22 protein-coding genes and 1 pseudogene are annotated in these 18,134 nt (G+C 64.8%); 12 read left to right on the top strand and 11 right to left on the bottom strand.

Going from position 1 to position 18,134, the window contains the following annotated elements; all coding sequences use genetic code 11:
• Window positions 1-45: 45 nt before the first annotated feature.
• Window positions 46-387: a MerR family transcriptional regulator gene (locus tag ACFC0O_RS19740; protein ID WP_375959759.1), complete on the bottom strand. Its 342-nt coding sequence runs from the start codon at window positions 385-387 to the stop codon at window positions 46-48.
• A gap of 267 nt (window positions 388-654) precedes the next feature.
• On the opposite strand from ACFC0O_RS19740, the gene ACFC0O_RS19735 reads away from it, so the two are divergent.
• Both ACFC0O_RS19735 and ACFC0O_RS19730 read left to right on the top strand, forming a co-directional pair.
• Complete coding sequence (locus ACFC0O_RS19735; protein ID WP_375960766.1) at window positions 655-1,299, top strand: PAS and ANTAR domain-containing protein; 645 nt, start codon at window positions 655-657, stop codon at window positions 1,297-1,299.
• A gap of 131 nt (window positions 1,300-1,430) precedes the next feature.
• Window positions 1,431-1,580, top strand: coding sequence for a hypothetical protein (locus tag ACFC0O_RS19730; RefSeq protein WP_375959757.1), 150 nt, complete (start codon window positions 1,431-1,433; stop codon window positions 1,578-1,580).
• Between the two features lie 15 nt (window positions 1,581-1,595).
• Here the strand turns inward: ACFC0O_RS19730 and ACFC0O_RS19725 are convergent, their stop codons facing one another.
• A complete protein-coding gene (locus tag ACFC0O_RS19725; protein WP_375959755.1) occupies window positions 1,596-2,426 on the bottom strand; it encodes an RNA polymerase sigma factor SigF in 831 nt (276 codons plus the stop codon).
• A gap of 205 nt (window positions 2,427-2,631) precedes the next feature.
• Between ACFC0O_RS19725 and ACFC0O_RS19720 the strand changes: the two genes are divergently transcribed.
• On the top strand, window positions 2,632-3,207 hold the full coding sequence (locus ACFC0O_RS19720) for a TetR-like C-terminal domain-containing protein (RefSeq protein WP_375959753.1): 576 nt from the start codon (window positions 2,632-2,634) through the stop codon (window positions 3,205-3,207).
• A gap of 188 nt (window positions 3,208-3,395) precedes the next feature.
• A complete protein-coding gene (locus ACFC0O_RS19715; RefSeq protein WP_375959751.1) occupies window positions 3,396-3,842 on the top strand; it encodes a hypothetical protein in 447 nt (148 codons plus the stop codon).
• On the opposite strand, the gene ACFC0O_RS19710 is transcribed toward ACFC0O_RS19715, so the two are convergent.
• Together ACFC0O_RS19710 and merB are read right to left on the bottom strand one after the other, a co-directional pair.
• Window positions 3,822-4,490, bottom strand: coding sequence for a maleylpyruvate isomerase family mycothiol-dependent enzyme (locus tag ACFC0O_RS19710; protein WP_375959749.1), 669 nt, complete (start codon window positions 4,488-4,490; stop codon window positions 3,822-3,824). The two genes, ACFC0O_RS19715 and ACFC0O_RS19710, sit on opposite strands and share 21 nt — an antisense overlap.
• A 68-nt stretch (window positions 4,491-4,558) precedes the next feature.
• A complete protein-coding gene (gene merB / locus ACFC0O_RS19705; RefSeq protein WP_375959747.1) occupies window positions 4,559-5,401 on the bottom strand; it encodes an organomercurial lyase in 843 nt (280 codons plus the stop codon).
• A gap of 214 nt (window positions 5,402-5,615) precedes the next feature.
• On the opposite strand from merB, the gene ACFC0O_RS19700 reads away from it, so the two are divergent.
• Window positions 5,616-6,323, top strand: a complete 708-nt coding sequence (locus ACFC0O_RS19700) for a TetR/AcrR family transcriptional regulator (RefSeq protein WP_375959745.1) — start codon at window positions 5,616-5,618, stop codon at window positions 6,321-6,323.
• Here ACFC0O_RS19700 and ACFC0O_RS19695 read toward each other — a convergent pair.
• A complete protein-coding gene (locus tag ACFC0O_RS19695; protein ID WP_375959743.1) occupies window positions 6,313-6,564 on the bottom strand; it encodes a hypothetical protein in 252 nt (83 codons plus the stop codon). The two genes, ACFC0O_RS19700 and ACFC0O_RS19695, sit on opposite strands and share 11 nt — an antisense overlap.
• Before the next feature lie 156 nt (window positions 6,565-6,720).
• Here ACFC0O_RS19695 and ACFC0O_RS19690 point away from each other — a divergent pair, with 156 nt between their 5' ends.
• Entirely contained in the window at window positions 6,721-7,497 is a 777-nt protein-coding gene (locus tag ACFC0O_RS19690) for a RibD family protein (RefSeq protein WP_375959741.1), read from the top strand.
• Between the two features lie 18 nt (window positions 7,498-7,515).
• Here the strand turns inward: ACFC0O_RS19690 and cutA are convergent, their stop codons facing one another.
• Window positions 7,516-7,851 (bottom strand): divalent-cation tolerance protein CutA, encoded by a 336-nt coding sequence (gene cutA / locus ACFC0O_RS19685; RefSeq protein ID WP_375959739.1) that lies wholly within the window; start codon window positions 7,849-7,851, stop codon window positions 7,516-7,518.
• 94 nt (window positions 7,852-7,945) lie between these two features.
• Between cutA and ACFC0O_RS19680 the strand changes: the two genes are divergently transcribed.
• Together ACFC0O_RS19680 and ACFC0O_RS19675 are read left to right on the top strand one after the other, a co-directional pair.
• Window positions 7,946-9,070 (top strand): DUF1152 domain-containing protein, encoded by a 1,125-nt coding sequence (locus tag ACFC0O_RS19680; RefSeq protein ID WP_375959737.1) that lies wholly within the window; start codon window positions 7,946-7,948, stop codon window positions 9,068-9,070.
• Between the two features lie 30 nt (window positions 9,071-9,100).
• Entirely contained in the window at window positions 9,101-9,583 is a 483-nt protein-coding gene (locus ACFC0O_RS19675) for a hypothetical protein (protein ID WP_375959735.1), read from the top strand.
• An 84-nt stretch (window positions 9,584-9,667) separates the two neighbouring features.
• On the opposite strand, the gene ACFC0O_RS19670 is transcribed toward ACFC0O_RS19675, so the two are convergent.
• Complete coding sequence (locus ACFC0O_RS19670; RefSeq protein WP_375959733.1) at window positions 9,668-10,543, bottom strand: alpha/beta fold hydrolase; 876 nt, start codon at window positions 10,541-10,543, stop codon at window positions 9,668-9,670.
• Between the two features lie 223 nt (window positions 10,544-10,766).
• On the opposite strand from ACFC0O_RS19670, the gene ACFC0O_RS19665 reads away from it, so the two are divergent.
• The 3 genes and pseudogenes from ACFC0O_RS19665 (at window position 10,767) to ACFC0O_RS19655 (ending at window position 12,739) form a co-directional block, all read left to right on the top strand.
• A complete protein-coding gene (locus ACFC0O_RS19665) occupies window positions 10,767-11,186 on the top strand; it encodes a hypothetical protein (protein ID WP_375959731.1) in 420 nt (139 codons plus the stop codon).
• A gap of 226 nt (window positions 11,187-11,412) precedes the next feature.
• Window positions 11,413-11,748: pseudogene (locus ACFC0O_RS19660) on the top strand (hypothetical protein); the annotation flags it as partial.
• Entirely contained in the window at window positions 11,678-12,739 is a 1,062-nt protein-coding gene (locus ACFC0O_RS19655; RefSeq protein ID WP_375960764.1) for an esterase/lipase family protein, read from the top strand. The pseudogene ACFC0O_RS19660 and the gene ACFC0O_RS19655, both read left to right, overlap by 71 nt.
• Window positions 12,740-13,052: 313 nt before the next feature.
• Here ACFC0O_RS19655 and ACFC0O_RS19650 read toward each other — a convergent pair whose 3' ends face one another.
• The 3 genes from ACFC0O_RS19650 to ACFC0O_RS19640 are packed head-to-tail and all read right to left on the bottom strand — an operon-like array spanning window position 13,053 to window position 15,622.
• Complete coding sequence (locus tag ACFC0O_RS19650) at window positions 13,053-14,006, bottom strand: sigma-70 family RNA polymerase sigma factor (protein WP_375959729.1); 954 nt, start codon at window positions 14,004-14,006, stop codon at window positions 13,053-13,055.
• A 42-nt stretch (window positions 14,007-14,048) separates the two neighbouring features.
• Window positions 14,049-14,756, bottom strand: coding sequence for a hypothetical protein (locus ACFC0O_RS19645; RefSeq protein ID WP_375959727.1), 708 nt, complete (start codon window positions 14,754-14,756; stop codon window positions 14,049-14,051).
• A 26-nt stretch (window positions 14,757-14,782) separates the two neighbouring features.
• Window positions 14,783-15,622, bottom strand: a complete 840-nt coding sequence (locus tag ACFC0O_RS19640) for an SDR family NAD(P)-dependent oxidoreductase (protein WP_375959725.1) — start codon at window positions 15,620-15,622, stop codon at window positions 14,783-14,785.
• A gap of 155 nt (window positions 15,623-15,777) precedes the next feature.
• Here ACFC0O_RS19640 and ACFC0O_RS19635 point away from each other — a divergent pair, with 155 nt between their 5' ends.
• Window positions 15,778-17,013 carry a serine hydrolase domain-containing protein gene (locus ACFC0O_RS19635; protein WP_375959723.1) on the top strand — a complete coding sequence of 412 codons (1,236 nt, stop codon included), beginning with the start codon at window positions 15,778-15,780 and terminating at the stop codon, window positions 17,011-17,013.
• Here ACFC0O_RS19635 and ACFC0O_RS19630 read toward each other — a convergent pair.
• Window positions 16,991-17,995 carry a hemin ABC transporter substrate-binding protein gene (locus ACFC0O_RS19630; protein WP_375959721.1) on the bottom strand — a complete coding sequence of 335 codons (1,005 nt, stop codon included), beginning with the start codon at window positions 17,993-17,995 and terminating at the stop codon, window positions 16,991-16,993. The two genes, ACFC0O_RS19635 and ACFC0O_RS19630, sit on opposite strands and share 23 nt — an antisense overlap.
• Window positions 17,996-18,134: the final 139 nt, after the last annotated feature.

The following is an 18,134-nucleotide window of genomic DNA, read 5'->3' as shown; positions in this document are numbered from 1 at the left end:
GAAATAGGTTGCGCCGGACCGGGTGCCGACCCGGTCGCCCGTCGTTCAGTTGCCGTCACGAAGGCGCTGGTTGTCTTCCTCGAGGCGGTCGTTATGCGCCCGCAGATCGGTATTGGTGTCTTCCAGTTCGAGGATGCGCGCGATCGCGGACAGGTTCACGCCCTGCTCCGCCAGTGCGGTGATGCGTTGCAGCACGGCGAGGTCGTCACCGCTGTATCGGCGGGTGCCGCCGGGGCTGCGAGCCGGGGTGAGTAGGCCGTGCTGTTCGTACAGCCGCAGGGTCTGCACGCTGATGCCCGCGAGCTCGGCCGCGACCGAGATGCTGTACACGCCGCGGCTTCCCTCGGGCAGATGTGGCTCCTGCGGGGTCGTCTCGGGGTTGGGCAATGCGAATCCTCCTTGCTGTGCGCGAGAAACTCTCGACGCGGGCCTTGCGTTTTCATCGTAGCGGAGCTACAAAATCTATACCTGCTGCCACAGATATTATTCGATACGCGAACCATAAACACTGACACCGTCAAGCAAGGAGGACCACCGATGACGCGCGAGCGGAACCCGGGCACCACGGGCGCGCATGAGGTATTTCTCCGGCACCGCGCTCCCGCGGCGGGGCCTGCCGGCACCGATTCCAAGACCACGCATGCCGGTGCGCATATGTCCGACCAAGCGGCGCCCTCGCACGCGGGCCCGGTCACCGGAAGCTTCCGGTTCTGGTTCGAAACGGAGCGCTGGGAGTGGTCGCCGGAGCTGTACCGCATGCACGGCTACCGGCCCGGCGAGATCGAGCCGACCACGGAATTGCTTCTGGCGCACAAACATCCGGAGGATCGCGAACACGTCGCCGCCGCGATCGCGCGATCGATCGAGCAGGGCGCGCCATTCTCCAGCCGGCACCGGTTCATGGACCGGGACGGGCACGAACATACCGTGATGGTGGTGGCCGATCGCATCTTCGACGATGAGGACACCCCGGTCGGCACCACCGGCTTCTATATCGATCTCAGCGAAACCCTCGCCGCCGCAGCGCGTCTCACCCTCGATGAGCGCCTGCCGGAGATGCTGGAGGCGCGCGCGACGATCGAGCAGGCCAAGGGTGTGCTGATGCGGATGTACCGGATCAACGCCGATCAGGCGTTCCGAGTGCTGACCTGGCGGTCGCAGGAGACCAACGTGAAGCTGCGTGTACTGGCCGAACAGCTCATCAAGGAATTGGCGTGCGTGCCGCCCGAGGTTCCTTCGACAGTGGCGGTTTTCGACCACGCGCTGCTCACCCTGCACGAGCGCATTCCGGCGCACTAGCGCGGACGCTCGGAATTTCCCGGCCCGGCGAGGTGCTCGCGGGGTCGGGCTCTTGACTTTCCCGGTGGGAAAGTGGATCGTTACTTTCCTAGTGGGAAAGTGAGCCCGCGCCTACCGAACAGGAGCTCGACATGGGAATCTTCCGCAAGAAGCGCGATCCCGAACCGGCGACCGAGCAGAAGTCCTCGACCGAGCAGCAGCAATCCGATCAGGACGCCAAACGCCGCCGGCGGCGTCGCCTCTTGGGCGGTGCGTACACCGGCGGCTGGAGTGGCAGCTGACCGAGCGAACCCGGCTCAGGCGCTTCGGGCGTACTCGGCCGGACCGAGGGCTTGTTCGCGCAATTCGGCCAATGTCTTGGTGAGGATGCGCGAGACCTGCATCTGCGAGATGTTCAACCGCGCGGCGATCTGTGCCTGAGTGCGATTCTCGAAGAACCGCCACACCAGAATCTGGCGTTCGCGCTCGGGCAGCGCCGCGAGCAGCGGCCGCACCGCCATCGCATCCTCGAGCAGTCGATAGCTCGGCTCCTCGCTCCCGAGGGTTTCCGCGATCGGCGCCGGGCCGGACTCCTCATCCCCGCGGGGGGTGTCGAGCGAACTGGTCTGGTAGGCATTGCGCGCGATCATCGCCTGGGTGACCTCCACCAGGTCGACATCGAGTTCGGCGGCGATCTCCCGGGCCGTGGGCATGCGGCCGAGTCGCTGCGACAACGCCTCGGTGACCGGGCCCAGCTGCTGCTGAAGTTCTTTGGCCCGGCGCGGCACCCGCACCGCCCAGGTGTGGTCCCGGAAGTACCGGCGCACCTCACCCATGATCGTGGGCACCGCGAACGACAGGAAGGTGGTGCCGCGCGAGACATCGAAGCGATCCACGGCCTGCACCAATCCCAAACGGGCGATTTGGTTCAGGTCGTCGAACGCCTCGCCGCGCCCGGTGAACCGGCGCGCGATATGCACCGCCAGCGGCAGGCAGGCTTCGATGATCTGGTCGCGCTTGTGCGCGCGCCGCGGATCGTCGGCCGGGAACTCGGCCAGCTCCTGGAACAGGGGCTCGATATCGTCATAGCTGTCCCCGGCTCCATGGGACTGCCGGGATGCTTCGGTGGGAAGTATTGCCTCGGACATGGCGATTCCTCTTTCAAAGTTGGCCGACTGGCCGAGTGCTACCCCGGTGATCGAACCTCAAACAGGATGCGCGAGATTCGATCTCGGATATCCGGCGAGTCGGCCGTGTCGGCCCCTCTGTCGCATGAACAGATGCGAGACTGGACCGTCTCGTAAACCGGTGAGCGCAACGGTCAGGACGGGGATGCCACAGAGTCGTCGGAGCATGGGCAGGCCGCGAGATGATCGTCTCGACAGCGCGCTATTGCGGGCTGCTCAGGAGTTGCTGGCCGAGGTGGGATACGACCGGCTGAGTATGGAAGCGGTCGCGGCGCGTGCCGGAGCGGGGAAGGCGGCGGCGTACCGGCGGTGGAAGGGCAAAGCCGAACTGGTGGTCGACGCCGTGCGAACGCTGGAGTGGAAGGCCGAGGCCCCTGACACCGGGACACTGCGTGGCGACCTGCTTGCCTTGGCGCGAGTTTTCTTGGAGCGCAACACTTTACGTGATGAGGTCCTGGCGGGCATGGCCACCGCGGTGGCAAAGGACGCCGCCATCCGCGCGGCGATCGCCCAGGTCATAGACCAGCCTCGTCACGACGCCTTCGCCGCCATCCTCGCCAATGCCCATCGGCGCGGGGAGATCGCCCGCGCCGACGGCTGGGAGTATGTGCGGGATATTTTCCCGGCCATGATGTTTCATCGTGTGGCTGTACTCGGCCGACCGCTCGATGAGGATTTCGTCCTGCATCTGATCGACGACATCACCATCCCGCTGCTGACTTTGCCGTCCGCTTCGGGGTAGGTGCCGACCGTGCTGCGGTCCCGGGGATTTCGCCGATTGTGATCTGTCTCACGATGTGAATCTGCGGCCTTCAGGGGCTGCTGCCGACCGGGGCGATGTCCGAAACGGCTCGGCGGCAGTTGCCCTCGCGTGAGCGTTATCGCGGACCCATCCGGTTGCCAACCGGCCACCTCGTACCCATCCTAGATATGGAACCGCACCGTATCGGTTCTGAGGACGAGGTAACAGGGCGGGACATCGTCATGAGTGCTCTACGTGTGCTATCGCTGGAGACGGCATCGATATCGGCAGGCCCCGGGGACGAACACTCCTTCATCCTCATGCACTGCCCGAATTGTCCACGTGAATACCACTTTCCGCAGGACCTTCCGCCGGGCGGCCGGATTCGCACGAACCCGGACCGCTCGATAGACATCCTCGACGCGGTCGACAACGTTGTGTCCCACACGAATCCGCCCTGGGCCTATGACGCTCTGGGGCGGCCGGTCCCCACTCGCTACGAAACCAATGGTCATGTGATCGTCCAGCACCTCATGCCCGATGCCAGCGACACGTATCCCATTCAGGCCGATGCCGCCGTCGTTCCCGTCGCCGGGCTGAGGTCTGCGGGCGAATCAGCTCGCCGTAGAGCGTGAAATCCGGGCTGTAAGTACCCGCACCCCATCGCCTTCGAGTTTCCCGAGACCGGCGGGGCGACCCGCTAGGCTCATCGCGATCGCCTCGCCGGGTCCGCGCACTTCGGGACCTTGCCCGTACTGCCAGTCCATATCGTCGGCGATCAGGCGCAGGCCCCGCATGCGTCGTGTCGCGCCCGCGAACGGGTCGGGATTGTCGAGTACGGCGCGCAGGCGCTCCGGGGGGATTATCCGCCCGCGACCCAGTGGGCGGCGGATGTCCTGATGGTGAATCACCAGGTCCACCAAGGAAAGTCGGGGGAGCATGCTCGCGCCCAGTCCGGTGTCGATCGAGGATTCGACGCGGTCGATCAGCTCATCGGTCGACCAGGTCGCCGCTCGCCGCACCTGAATGTCGTTGAGGCGGTTCAGGGATAGGCGCGCTTTGGCGGCATCGCCGAGATAGGTCGCGACCGGCATGGAGTCGTGCAGCAGATGAGCCACGACATCGCGCACCCGCCATCCGGTGCACAGCGATGGCGTTTCCCACTCCTGCGGTGACAAGGTGCGCAGCAGCGCGGCCAGATCCGCGCGTTCGGCGCGTATGAGCGGGCGCAGGTCGAAACCACCGAACAGCGCGAACGGTGACGTTCGAACCGAGTTCGTCATGGGCGAATCCCTTTCCCGATGGTTCGCGCGGATACCTGGTTCGCGCGAATATACGTATCGCCGAGGTCCTACAGCCCGACCCGGATGAAGTTCCCCAGCCCGTGTCGCCGCCATTCGACCAGCATCTTCGGAGTCGGCAGCCAGAACGGATCGGGAAGCGGTATCCCCGAAGGAGATTCGCGGGTGAGGCCGAAGCGGGGGCCGTTGCGCACCATGTTCGTCATCGAGAATCGCGGCTGATAGTCGTGGCCGAGGCGTCCTTTGCCGAGGCTTTCGGTGATGAGCGCCGCCATGTGTTCGGGTGCGCGGGTGATGCCGTGGATCTCGGGGTGTTGGTCCTGCCACTGCCTCGCGGCGTCCTCCGAGGCGAAAAAGCTGTTGTAGTCGCACCATCCGACTACTCGGTGCGGCATCTCCCGCACCGGATAACCCAGGTGCACGCGCAGGGTTCGCGGCTCGAAGTCGACCAGAATGCCATCCCGACCGACCAGGTGAATCGGCGCGCCGGTCTGCCTGCACACCGAATCGACCACGACCTCGGCTCCAGGGAACTGACCGGAGATCGCGCATGCTTCGACCGCGCATTCGGCGAACCAGCGCTGCGTGCCGTCGACGGTGACGCGGTAGTGGTTCGCGAACGCGGCGAACGGTCGCGCATAGACGATCTCGCCGAGCGGCGGTTGCGGGTCGGCCAGCGGCTCGTCCTGAAAGACCGAACTGCCCGCATGCTCGTCATCCTGCACGGCCACGCAGATCGCGCCTTCGAGATCGCGCAACGCACTGCGCATTTCGTCGTCCGGCAGCCCGAATTCCGTCCGCAATTCCGCGACGGTCGGCACGGTTCCCGAGTCCCGAACCTGGCCCATGATGCGCTCGCGGATGAGGTGAGCGCGAGCAGTGAGTGTGGCCACGAAGCCCTCCTAGGTCTGATCCCGCGTTGAAATGCACCCGATGATCACTATGCGATCAGTGTTCACTTTTCTGGCATCGGTGTCAACGATCGAGCCGCCACACCCTGGTCGACGGGCCGAATGCAGCAGTCGATTCGCGTACAGTGCTCACAATGTGAACAGGTTGGCGTTCTCCAGCGAGCACGCCGCCTCCGCGACGAAGGGATACCCCTCGATGCCGGACCCCGCCCCCGGGACGGTCACCCGCCGAGCCGAGCGCCGAGCCGCGACGGTGGCCGAGATCAAGTCGCACGCGCGACAGCAACTCGCGACCGAAGGCACCGGCGGCCTCTCCCTGCGCGGCATCGCCCGCTCGATGCGCATGTCCCCCGCGGCCCTGTTCCGCTACTTCGACAACCAAACCGCCCTGGTCACCGCCCTCTGCGTCGACGCCTACGACGCGCTGAACGATGCGATCACCGAGGCCCAAGCCAACGCCGACCCCAACCCCACCGCACAATGGCGAACCCTCTGCCTGGCCACCCGCCACTGGTCCCTGAACCACCCCGCCGACTTCGCCCTCATCAACGGCACGCCCATCCCCGGCTTCGAAGCCCGCCCCGAAGACACCGGCCCCGCCGCAGGCCGACTACTCACCCTCGTCTCCTCCGGCTACCTCGCCGCCATCGCCTCCGGCGCAGCCGACCCCTCCGCAACCCAGGTCCCACCACTAACCGCAGGCCCCCTCCTGAAATCCCTCCTCGCCACAGACTCACTCCCCGACACCCCCATCCCCGGCATCATCCTCAACGGCTGGGCCTCCATCCTCGGCTTCATAGCCGCCGAAGTCTTCGGCAGCCTCACCTCCCTGATCGCCAACCCCGACGCCCTCTTCGACGCCCACCTCCGAACAGTCATGCAGGGCATGGGTTTCAGTCAGTAACACCGTCCGAGGCAATGCGTTCGACGCACGCGTTGTTCGTGCCGTCGCTGGGTTCGGGATTCCAGAGACCGGTCATGGTCACTCCAGTCTTTTCCCGCCGGAAACGCTGGGCAGTGTCGACGTAGACCACATCGGAGGTAGCGACGATCTCGCCGACTGCTTCGTCATAGCTCAAATGCCTTGCACTGGGCCTGATTACGGCCTCAGCATCCTGACTCCACGCGACCGTTTTCAACTGCATTCTCGTCTGCCCTCCGCGGAGCCGCCCGCGCCGCAGTGGCCCATATGAACGCGGGTGAGATCGAACCCGCCGCAGCGCTGGGATCGGAGGCGTTGCAAATCTGAGGTGGGAACGCGATCGGCCCGCATCCCGCATAAGGTTCGGCACCTGTCGGGCATGATCGATGGCCAGCACGCAACCGGGCGTCGCGGAGTTCCAGGACGCCTTCTCTACCTGGAAGGCGCAGGAGTGTCCCGACCTCGTGTAGTTCTCTCCGTCGCCGTCAGCCTCGACGGTTATATCGATGACACCATTCCCGAACGCCTCTATTTGTCCAACGAGCGCGACTTCGACGGTGTTGATCAGTTGCGCGCCGAATCCGACGCCATCCTGATCGGCGCCGAGACCGTGCGCAGAGACAACCCGTGGCTGTGGTTACGCAGCCAGGAACGGCGAGAGTCGCGCGTTGCCGCAGGGAAACCGGCGAACCTGTTGAAGGTCACCGTGACCGCATCGGGTGACATCGACCCCGATGCTCGGATGTTTCACCAGCACATCGAGGCCGGAAAACCTTTGGTGTACACCACGGTTGAGGGTGCGGAAAAGATCGGAGTGAAGCTCGCCTCGGTGGCGGATGTTGTCGCCATTCCGGATGCCGACTTCTGGGGAACGCTCCTTGATGACCTCGGTCGGCGCGGGGTCGGGCAGTTGATTGTAGAAGGTGGCACACACATCCATACGGCTTTTCTGGAGGCCGGGCTCGCCGATGAGTTGCGTTATGCGTTGGCGCCCTTGCTGATTGGCCAGAGTGATGCACCTCGCTTCGTCAATCCGGCGCAGTTTCCCGGAGGAACGCGTCGGCGACTCGAGTTCGTTGACGCCACTACCCTCGACGATGTGGTGGTTCTGCGGTACCGCCCCAAGAACACCAGCGTGACCGTGCATGGTCAGTAGAGGTCGCCAGAAGCACGGCTATTCCACTGCGGCTGTGACCTTCTCGACCCAAGCCACGTAGTACTCGGTCGCCCATTCGACGGGGGTTGCGACGATTTCGGCTGCACCTGCCCAGGGATGAAGCTCCTGAATTCGTTTGGCGAGCTTGTTCCGAACCATGACCGACGTCTTGAGCGTGACTCGCCATTCCTGATCTTCGCCAAGTTCGTCGTTGTGCCAGAACACCGACATAGCCGGGCCTGACACTTCGGCTCCGGCGGCGAGCTGCTCAGCCACCACGGTCCGGGCGATCATCTGCGCATCCTCCACGGTTGGCGTTGTGGAGGTAACTGACCACACCCTTGCCTCTGTCATGTCCTCGACCCTATTCGGACCAGGCCCTGCGTGGCCGTGGCGGTAGTCCGGAATCCGGTCGACGCGTCCGGTATACAAGGGTGATGCGGACATCGTGGTCGAGGTCGATGCTTCGATGAGCAGGGCGTTGGCGGTTGCCGCAGGTGGTGGTGGTGATGCCGTCACTGCGGCCGTTATCGCGGCTGCGATGCCGGACCTCGGACTGTCAGCCATCCTGACGTACTCGTGGGACCGGCTCATGATCGATCCGACTCCCGGCCCGCGGTCGGTGGCGGACTTCGACGGACTGATCAGCCTGAGCGGGTCAGTCACGGAGGTTCCTGCGACAGCCAGCCTACGGACAGGCGGGCGATCTACGATTCCCCGCCTCGCGCAACATCTTTCGCTGCCGCTGCTCCTGATGGATGCCAGCGCGGGCGCGCCGGGGCTGGCATCTCAAATCTGCGGCGCTGCTGAGGTTTTCGGCGCGGATTCCATTGTGGTTATCGATGTCGGGGGAGATATCCTCGGCGAAGGGCACGAAGCGAGTCTGCGGAGTCCGCTTGCCGATTCGTTGGCGCTGGCGGCAGCGGTGATGACGAAGCTTCCGGTGCGAGTACTGGTCGCAGGGATCGGGCTCGACGGAGAGTTGACCGAGGATGAGCTTCACGGATGCCTGGATCGCCTTGGTGGGCGAGTCGTGAAGCAACTCATTCCATCGGATGTCCTTGCCTATGAAGGAATTTGGGAATGGCATCCGTCCGAAGCGAACGCTCTGCTCGCGGCTGCGGCAGGCGGATGGCGTGGCCAGGCCGAAACTCAACGTGATGCCCTGGTCCGGATTACCGACGGTTCTGCAGCGGTGTACGAAGTCCCCACCGCTGATCTGTACAAATCGTCGCTGGCTTCGCGCCTGTCTCACGCACCGACACTCGCCGAGGTCGAACAACTCCTTCGGCGAGATCGTGGCTACAGCGACATCGATATCGAGCGGCGGCGATTGCGGACACGGCCGCCGACACGGCGACCTGCCGAGGGCGCGATGGATGTCATCGATCGATACGCGGGTGATGCCTCCGCTCGTGGCATCGACGCATTGACGATTCGGCGAGTTGCGGAGTTGGTCCACGCGACCGACTTCGAAGCAACTGACGCACTTCGTATTTCGCTGATGCGTGAGCGTTCGAGCCATTTTTGTCCGCCCCTCTACCTCACCCGGCCGACGGCGGGAATCGATTGATCGGATGGTTGGCGCGGTATATAGGTGGGCATGACTCGCATCGGTGTTACGGGGCACATGAACATCACGTGGGATTCGGTGTCAGCGATCTATCGCGAGATCGCTCGAATCCTCTCGGCTGCAGGCGATCCGGCCGGGTTGGTCGGTGTCAGCTGTATCGCGCGGGGTGCCGATAGTGTGTTCGCGCAGGCTGTCCTCGATGTCGGCGGTCAGCTGGAGGTTGTGCTGCCGTCGCGGAGTTATCGAGAGCGGAAGGTCAAGCCGGATCACGCGGGGGTGTTCGATGGCCTGATCGCGCGAGCGACAATCGTGCGCGTCATGGATTTCGAGGATGCGGGGCGCGAGGCGTACGAAGCTGCCAACGAGGCGGTTGTCGGCACCTCTGATCAGCTGATCGCGGTGTGGGACGGCCAGCCCAGCGAGAAGGGCGGCACCGGCACCGTGGTCGAGCTGGCCCGAGCCAAAGGCGTTCCCGTCGATATTGTTTGGCCGCCAGGTGCTGCTCGAGGATGACCGAGCGAGCGCTACCGGATTCTTCAAATAGCTGCGGTGTCTTGGCTGCGAGCTGTGGTCTGGGAGAGTGCCTTTGGTGTCGATTCAGCGGGCGGGGCATGAACCGCCGACGCGCCGGAGTTGGTCTGCGGGAATGGTGGCTGGTTGGTCGTTGCGCACTGCGGCGAGGACTGCGTCGATGCAGGCGGCTACCAAGGCGGGTTGGTCGGCTGGGACGTGGTGTCCGGCTGTGTCGGCGACGACGAGGAGCGCGTCCAGGGTGTCGGCGAGCGTTCTTTGTCCGTGCTGCCACCGGTTCTCGAGTTCTTCGGGGGTAAGGGGCGCATACTCGGCTGCCTCGTCCGGTGTCAGTCGCAACCATCGACCCTGCGCACTGGACAGGACCACGGCCGGCATCGGCGGGACGGCCGCGGTTTGCAGCTCGACGAGTGATGCGGCGGGATCCAATTTCGACGATCCGGGACTGGGTTGGTCCTGTTCGTCGCCTTCGTGTTCGGGCCAGTCCGCGTCGATCAGGTGATCCAGGGTCGTCGCGTCGACGAGAACGATCCCGGCGGTGTCGGCGCCGTATCGCGCGGCGTACATCATCGCGATCAGGCCGCCGATCGAATGTCCGACCACCACATGGGGCGAGTCGATCTCCAGTCCGTTGACCAGCTGGTGCAGTTCGTCGGCGAGGGAGCCGAGCGTGCGTGGTTGCTCAGCCAAATGCCTTGGGAGCGAACCGCTGTCACCTATGCCGGGCCGATCGTAGGTGAGAGTGGGATGCCGATGCGGTTGCAGCAGAACCTGATCCCATTGATCTCGGCCTGTTCCCATGGCATTGATATGGATGACAGGCACATCGGAATCTCCCGGGTCGAGGGATGCTGCCAGCTCGTAGCCGAGGTCGACCATTTCGAATCGCCGCACGCCCAATTGATACCACCGCGTGTAGCCCTCGGTCGCGGGAATTTCCACTGTCTGAATCCGTCTGTGCTCCAGGTCGATTCGTGGCCGGGGCTCGAAATCACCACGGAATCCACACTTGCTCGCTTCGACACGCATCGGTGCGCGGTCATGCGCGTCATGACCCTCATGTGTGACGCTAGCCACATTGTTGCTAACTATTTGCTTATTGTGTTCGATGATTGCTTTGTGATCAATGATCACGTTCCAGGAACCGGCAGTGAGGAGCTTCGTCATGAAACGTGTAGCACTGGTGGCCGCCGCTATCGCGGGTATCGCGGTCCCGATTGCCGCGATACCCGCGGCCAACGCCGCACCCGAGGGCTCGGTGTACTTCAACTACGGCGGGAAGAACTGCGCGATTACCCCCGATGGCGTGATCGGGTGCGATGGCTGGGGGCCGGTTCAGGTGTTGTCGATTCCGCTGGGCGGTGGGATTCCGGTGTCGATTCCCGCGCCGCAGTCCATCCAGGACGCGGGCGGTCTTCACCCCAGTTACGACTTCAGTCAGCCCTTCACTCAGCCCGGTGGCAATCCCGACTTCTTCGCGGTCGCCAATGACCAGGGTCCGTTCGGGCCGAAGCTGTCTCATGCCGGTGCCTTCTGCGAAATCAGCTTCCATGGCTGGTTCCGCTGCGTCGCTCGCGGGCAGTAGCAATCAGCGTCGCGACCATCCTCGTGTGACTCGAGAAAGGCTCTGACCAGTGAAGCGTCTATTCATAGCCCTGGCGGGACTGGCTCTGATCGCCGGTGCCGCAGCATGTTCCAGCAGCTCCACGACCTCGCCGAGCACCACCGCCGCCTCGACCACTCGAGCGGTCGCGACGACGACGTCGATCACCCCCACCTCGGTGCAGCCCGCTCCGACTACAACCGAGAAGCGCGGAGCGGACGGCTCCACCGGCAACAACCTCAGCGCCGAATACTGCGCGAAGAATCAAGATCCGGGCTGCCCGCTCGGCAGTTACGTCGGCCCCAACGCCATCCCGAATCCGAACGGCGACGGCACCTGGGTCCCGTGCGAGGGCACCATCTGCACCAACCCCAATCACGGTGCGGGACCGGATATTACGACGCCACCGCCGGTCGAGACGACCACCCCGGCGCAGAACGGCGACAAGGTCGCGAGCGCGCCCTGTGAAGGCGATGGCCGCTGGGTTCATCTCGAGGGCGGCAATGCCGGACACTACGGCACCGAATGGCTCTGCCAACACTGAACGCGGCCGGAAGACTTCCGACCGCCCAACCGCGTTGTCTACGACCAGGGGGTGCCTTATGTCAGGATTCGGGCGATTTGCGACCGCAGCGTGCGCGGCAATCGCCGTCCTGGCAGGTTCCGGCACGGTCGCGCACGCGCAGTCACTGCCTGTGCCCTATGGCAATAGCGAGATGATTCGGGTCGCGGTGAGCGGATGGGACGGCCCTGTTCCGGGCGCGAACGATTACTCGTGCCACCCGTCCGCCGACCATCCCGCGCCGGTGGTCCTGACCGGCTCGACATTTCTGTCTGCGGCGGTGAATTGGACCTCCCTGGCTCCCTACCTGAGCAATCTCGGATTCTGTGTCTTCACAGTGGATTACGGGCGCACGGTCTACCGCATTCCGCCGGGGCTCAACGGTATGGATCCGATTCCGGATTCGGCGGTCGAGGTTCGCGATGTGGTGGATCGGGTGCTGGCCGCGACCGGTGCGGCGCGGGTCGATCTGGTCGGGCATTCCCAGGGCGGACTCGTCGACCGCTATTACCTCAATGTCCTCGGCGGTGCGGACAAGGTCGGGAAAATGGTGCTGATGTCGTCGCCGTATGCGTCGACCGGGCTTCCGGTCGACGTTACGGCGTTGGCGCGCAACATCATTCCCGAGTCGCTGTTTCAAGCGATCCTGAACAACGGACGTATTCCACCGCTGTACCTGAACTTTGCCGACCCGTGGGCATGGGAAAAGATCCAACCGCTGCAGCCGGCGATCGAATACACCCAGATCACCGATCTCACCGATGAGATCGGCCTGCTCGGCGGAATGCACGCACCGGCTGGTGCGTCCAACGCCGTCACCCGATACATCAATGACGCTTGCCCCATTGATCTTTCGCAGCATTTCGCGCAGCCGTACTCGCCGGCCGCGGTCGCGATGGTCGCGAACGCGCTCGACCCCGCGCATGCCCTCACACCGCCGTGCACCTTGGTGCCGCTCTACGCCCTGGGCTGAGTGCGGGCGGACATACCTTGGATACGGCATGTCATGGGCGCGATTGACGATGTGCTCGCGTAGCAGACGAGTGTGGGGGAGTATCGGCGCAGATCAGCGGACGAATGCCACAAAGCTCGGCCGCGATGCGGAACAGTCGAACGCGCGTCGATGAGCAGCTCTCGTCGGGGGAATCGCCTGCCTGACTGTAGATCTGCTGAAGTACGCGGTCGGCCGCGTCGGCGGAGTCGAGCATGAGCGCACAGAACAGTCTCAGTTGTGCGCGCAGTGCGGAGTCGGCGGAGTTCTCGGATTCGGACATGGCGCTGCCCGGTCAGAGTCCGAACAGCGGGAACAATCGGGCGCCGTGGAATGCCACGACCCTGCTGATGCCCTCGGCGTCGAATGTCAGGACGTGCACGGCGTGCGGTCGGCGGGTGCCGTCCACACCGCGCCGGTACACCGCGAAAGCGGGCTGACCATTGGCGGAGGTGGCGACCACGTCGGCGGGGCCGATGATCCGCATCTGTCGCGCCAGGAAGGCGCACACGGTATCGCGACCTTCGAACCATAGTGCGATGGGCGGCATTTCCCACCGCGCGTCTTCGGTCAGGACGGTTACGAGTTGATCGACATCGGCGGTTTCGAAGGCGAGGGCGTAGCGGTTCAGCAGATCTCGCTGGTGTGGCTCATCCGGTTCGGTGAGACCGTCCTGGCTGAGCGGGATCTGGGATCGTGCGCGTTGCAGAGCGCTGTTGACGGCCGCGGTTGACATCTGGAGCAGTTCGGCGACTTCGGTTGTGCGCCACTGCAGTACATCCCGCAGGATGAGCACGGCGCGCTGTCGTGGTGGGAGCTGTTGCAGTGCCCCCATCAACGCCAGGCGCAGTGATTGTCGCTGCACCACAACGGTTTCCGGATCGTCTGGCGCGCTGGTGAACAGATAGTCGGGTATCGGCTGTAACCACGGTATTTCCGGGTTTCGCGGGATCGGCCCGATGCCCGGATTCGGCTCGGGGTCACCGAGGTCGGCGGGCAGTGGTCTGCGCCGGATCCTTTCCAGCGCTTTGAAACATGCGCGGGTAGCGATGCGGTAGAGCCAGGTGCGCAATGACGAACGGGCTTCGAATCGGTCATATGCGCGCCAGGCGTCGAGATAGACCTCCTGCACCACCTCCTCGGCATCCTCGACCGAGCCGAGCATGCGGTAGCAGTAGGCGAGCAACTCCCGTCGGTACGGTGCGCTGAGCTGTCCGAAATCCTCGTTGCCGGTGTTGGTTTCGGTCATGGAATGCATGATCCGGTGATCCTGTCGCGTGTAGGGGTCATCTCATCGAACGGTGATATCGGCCATGTCGATGGCGACCAGCACGATCTGGTCGCCGCCCATCGTGGTGTAGGCCCGCCGGGTCGCGGGAATGATGATGCCGTCGACGTCGCGATAGTCGGTGGCGTACAGATGTGATTCGGTGGCCGGGTCGACGATGTCGATGGTGAAGTCGTGACGGCGCAGCAGCCCGTCCGGGCCGAAGCAGAAGGTCTGTTCACGGGTGTGGGTCTTGATGTGGTCGGGGAACCTCACGCGTAGCCGCCGCCAGGTTTCACCGCCGGATTCGATGGGCGCGATCTCGTCGCACACGAACCCCGGCCACATGAACAGGAACGGCGTGTTCAGATACGTCCACAGTGCCTCACCGGTGAAGTACGCGAGATGCAGCTCGTCCCAAGGCGTTTGGAACTGGTGGCCGTCGAACGACCGCTCCGGGTCCTCACGTGCGCCGATGATCGTCCCATCGGCACGCTCGAGCACGACCCGGTCGGGCGCAAACACCGACCGTCGGTCCTGACCGGTGAAGTCCATGGTCAGTCGCTCTCGCGTGGTGTCAACCTCCACGTGAACGTCCTTCAGCGCGTCACCCTGCCCCTTGATCTGCCAGAATGCCCCGGTGATCGTGGCATCGAGGTGAATTGTCCGGATGCGACTCCACCGATGCGAACCACCATGTGCGGCAATGGCGTTCGCGATAAGATCATTCATTGCTCTGCTCCTGTGTCGGATTGTGCTCAGTCGACGATGAGTCCGCCGGTCAGATTGGCGACGGTGCCGGTCATCGCCGACGCGTGATCGGAGGCGAGAAACACCGCGACCGCGGTGAGCTCGGCCAGCGTGGTTGGACGCTTGCGATGGGTCAAATCAATTGCGGCAGCCGTGAATTGGTCCCTGGTGATGCCCAGCGCATCGGCATGCAGCCCATACACCACATCGATTACCGGCGTCTCGACCATGCCGGTCGTGCGCAGGCATACCGAGCGCACGCCGTGCCGCCCCCATTCCGCGGACAGCGCGCGATTGAGCGCCTCCATCGCCGCCCAGCCCACGCTCATCCCACCGACCAGCGGCATACTCGCGCGGGCGGGTTCGGGCGTATGCATCATGATCACGCCTGAGCCGCGGGGAATCATGTGCCGTGCAGCGGATTTCGCTGTTACGAAATGCGCCCGCGTGTACGTCGTGATCGGAAGCAGGAAATTCTCGACCGGCAGCTCCGCCAGCGGAATGCCCTGCAATCCCCGCGGCGAGATCCCGATCGCATTGAACGACACATCGATTCCACCGGTCGCGGCGACCACTGCCTCGAGATGCCCGGCGACGGCCCGCTCATCCACCGCGTCGACCACGGCGGTCTCGGCAACCCCGCCCGCCGCCGCAATCTCCTTGGCGGCGGCATCGAGAGCGCCAGAATCTCGTCCGGTCAGAAAAACCCTGGCCCCCTCACGGGCGAATCCGCGAGCCACCGCACCGCCCACGGCCCCGCCCGCACCGTAGATGACCACGTTCTTGCCTTCGAGCAACATCTTCTTCTCTTTCCGGTTGTTCAGCCCGGCGTAAGTCCGCCTACTCATACAGAGGCGACAGCACCGCGAAAGTCATCGGTGGCTTGTCACGCGCGGTCGACCGGATGGCACCACAAGATCCGCGGCCATGACGGAAGCAGGCCGTGTGCACCTGTGACCGCTCGAATATTGTTCTGGGAGCGAAGGGGTTTCGCCGCTCAGGTGTGCCCGTCGATCTCGTCCGGGAGGTATGGGGGTTGCTGGTGGAGGGATTTGTCGAGCACGGGTTCGAGGCGGTGCGGGACGGTTTCGCGCGGGCGCACGACGGTGACGAGGGCGGGGCGCAGCTCTGCGTCTATCGGCGTGGGCGGGTCGTCGTGGATCTGTGGACGGGGCAGGACCCGGAATCGGGCAAGAGCTGGGACGCGGAGTCGCTGACGGTGCTCATGTCGGTGTCGAAGGGGATGACCGCGACGTGCGTGCACATCCTGATCGATCGCGGCCTGCTCGATCTCGATGCGCCGGTTCGGGAGTACTGGCCCGAGTTCGCGGCGGGCGGTAAGGCTGGGATCACGGTGGCCGATCTGCTGTCGCATCGTGGTGGCCTGTCCAGTTTCGATGCCGAATCCGCCATCGGGGCGCGAGAATTGACCGATTGGGCGGCATGCGTGTCCGCGCTGGCGTCGATGACCCCGCTGTGGGAGCCGGGCACCGCGTTCTACTATCACTCCCTGACCTGGGGTTACCTGGCCGGTGAGCTGATTCGGCGGATCACCGGCAAGAGCGTTGGTGAGTTCCTGGCCGCCGAGATCGCCGAACCGCTGGGATTGAGCTTGTGGATCGGCTTGCCGGAGAACCAGGAACATCGTGTGGTTCCGCAATTCACTCGGCGGCGAGAACCCGGCGTCGCCGAGGTCGAGGCGCTGCTGACCCGCATGGGAGTCGATGTGAGCGAGCGGCTGATTCGCGCCACCCTCGCGACGGTCGCGACCCGCGATGAAGGCATGAGACTGCTCAACAGCCGCGAAGGGCATGCGGCGGAGGTGCCCTCCGGCAATGGCATCGGGAACGCGCGTTCGGTAGCGCGCATGTTCGCCGCGACCATCGGCGAGGTCGACGGTATTCGACTGCTCAGCGCCGAAGCTGTGCGGCGGGCACGGCAACCGCAAACCGAAGGGCTGAATCACCCGGGACCGCTGCGAATCATGCCGCGTAGCAACTATTTCGCCCACGGCTATGAACTCACCCGTCCGGTTCAACTGCTCGGCGAAGGCGCGTTCGGGCAGGTCGGCACCGGCGGCCGCATCGGCTTCGCGCATCCCGAATCCGGTGTCGCCGTGGCTTATACGTGCACCAATATGGTCGGCGACGATACGGGCGGACCCGATCCGCGCTGGCTGCCCTGGTCCGAGCCGCTGCGCCGGGCGTGCGGGGAGGTCAGCGATAGACCGCGTGGCTGAGGGCGGCCAGGACTCGGCCGGTGTTGGGGCCGAAGCAGAGTAGGACGTCGTCGGACATGTCGATGATGCGGTGGTCGCGGCCGGCGGGGGTTTGGGCTACGCCGGGGAGTTTGTAGAGGGCGGAGGGGCCGCCGATGGAGGCCAGGCCGTCGGTCATGACCAGCAGGATGTCGGGGCGGGCGGTGATGAGGGCTTCGCTGGTGATGGTGACGAAGGGTTCGGTGAGACCGGCCGCGGTGCCTGCGTCTTGGGCGCGCAGGCCGGTGATGAGGGCGTCGGCTCCCGAGCCGGGGCCCGCGAGCATGGTGAGGGCGGTGCCGCGCAGGTAGATGAAGGCGATGCGGGGCTGGGGGTTGGGCGGGGTGATCGCCGCGGTGGCGGCTTGGATCTCCGTGGTGGTGCGGGCGGCGAGGGCGGTGCCCGCATCGTGGACGCCGAGGGCGTCCGCGACCGCTTGGATCTGCGGGCCGGTTCCGGCGAGTGTTCTTGCGGGATCGAAGAATACGAGGGTGACCCCGGCCGCGCGCAGCTGTTCGAAGACCGCGGCGGTGCCGGTGGTGGCATCGGTGAGCAGCACCGTGGGGTGCAGGGCCAGGACCGCTTCCACACTCATGGATTCCCCATTGGGGGTGACATCGGGGCGGTTGATGATCGCCGGAAGCTTCGCGGCGGTGCTGCGGCCGACCAGATGCGGGCCGAGGCCGAGCGCGTAAACGGTTTGGGCCAGGGTGCCGAAGCGGTCGACGGCGATGATGCGATCGATATCGGAGACCGTGACGGTGGCACCGTCGAAACCGCGGAGCGTGACCGGTAGCACCGGATGCGGCTCGGACGCGATCGGCGTCGGATCGGGATCGGCCAGGGTTGCTGTAACTTCGCCGCCAGCTGAGACTTTGGCGGGCGACTGTGATGAGCACGCACCGAGGGCGAGCGCGAGGGAAAGCCCGATGGCTAGGATTCCGAGTTTGCCGCCGCTGAACATGATTGTCATGATATGCGGTCGCAGCGCACCGCTCGCTACTCAATTTTAGCGGTTGCGGGTGTGGAAATCGGCTTCCTGCAATGGTTTTGCGGATTTCACCCGGTGTTCACGCGCGCACCGCGGCTGCGCCCGGAAGTCA

The organism is Nocardia sp. NPDC056100, assembly GCF_042266325.1.
Lineage (GTDB): Bacteria > Actinomycetota > Actinomycetes > Mycobacteriales > Mycobacteriaceae > Nocardia.
Note: the sequence above shows the minus strand (reverse complement) of the source record. Positions and strands in the feature narration are given on the sequence as shown.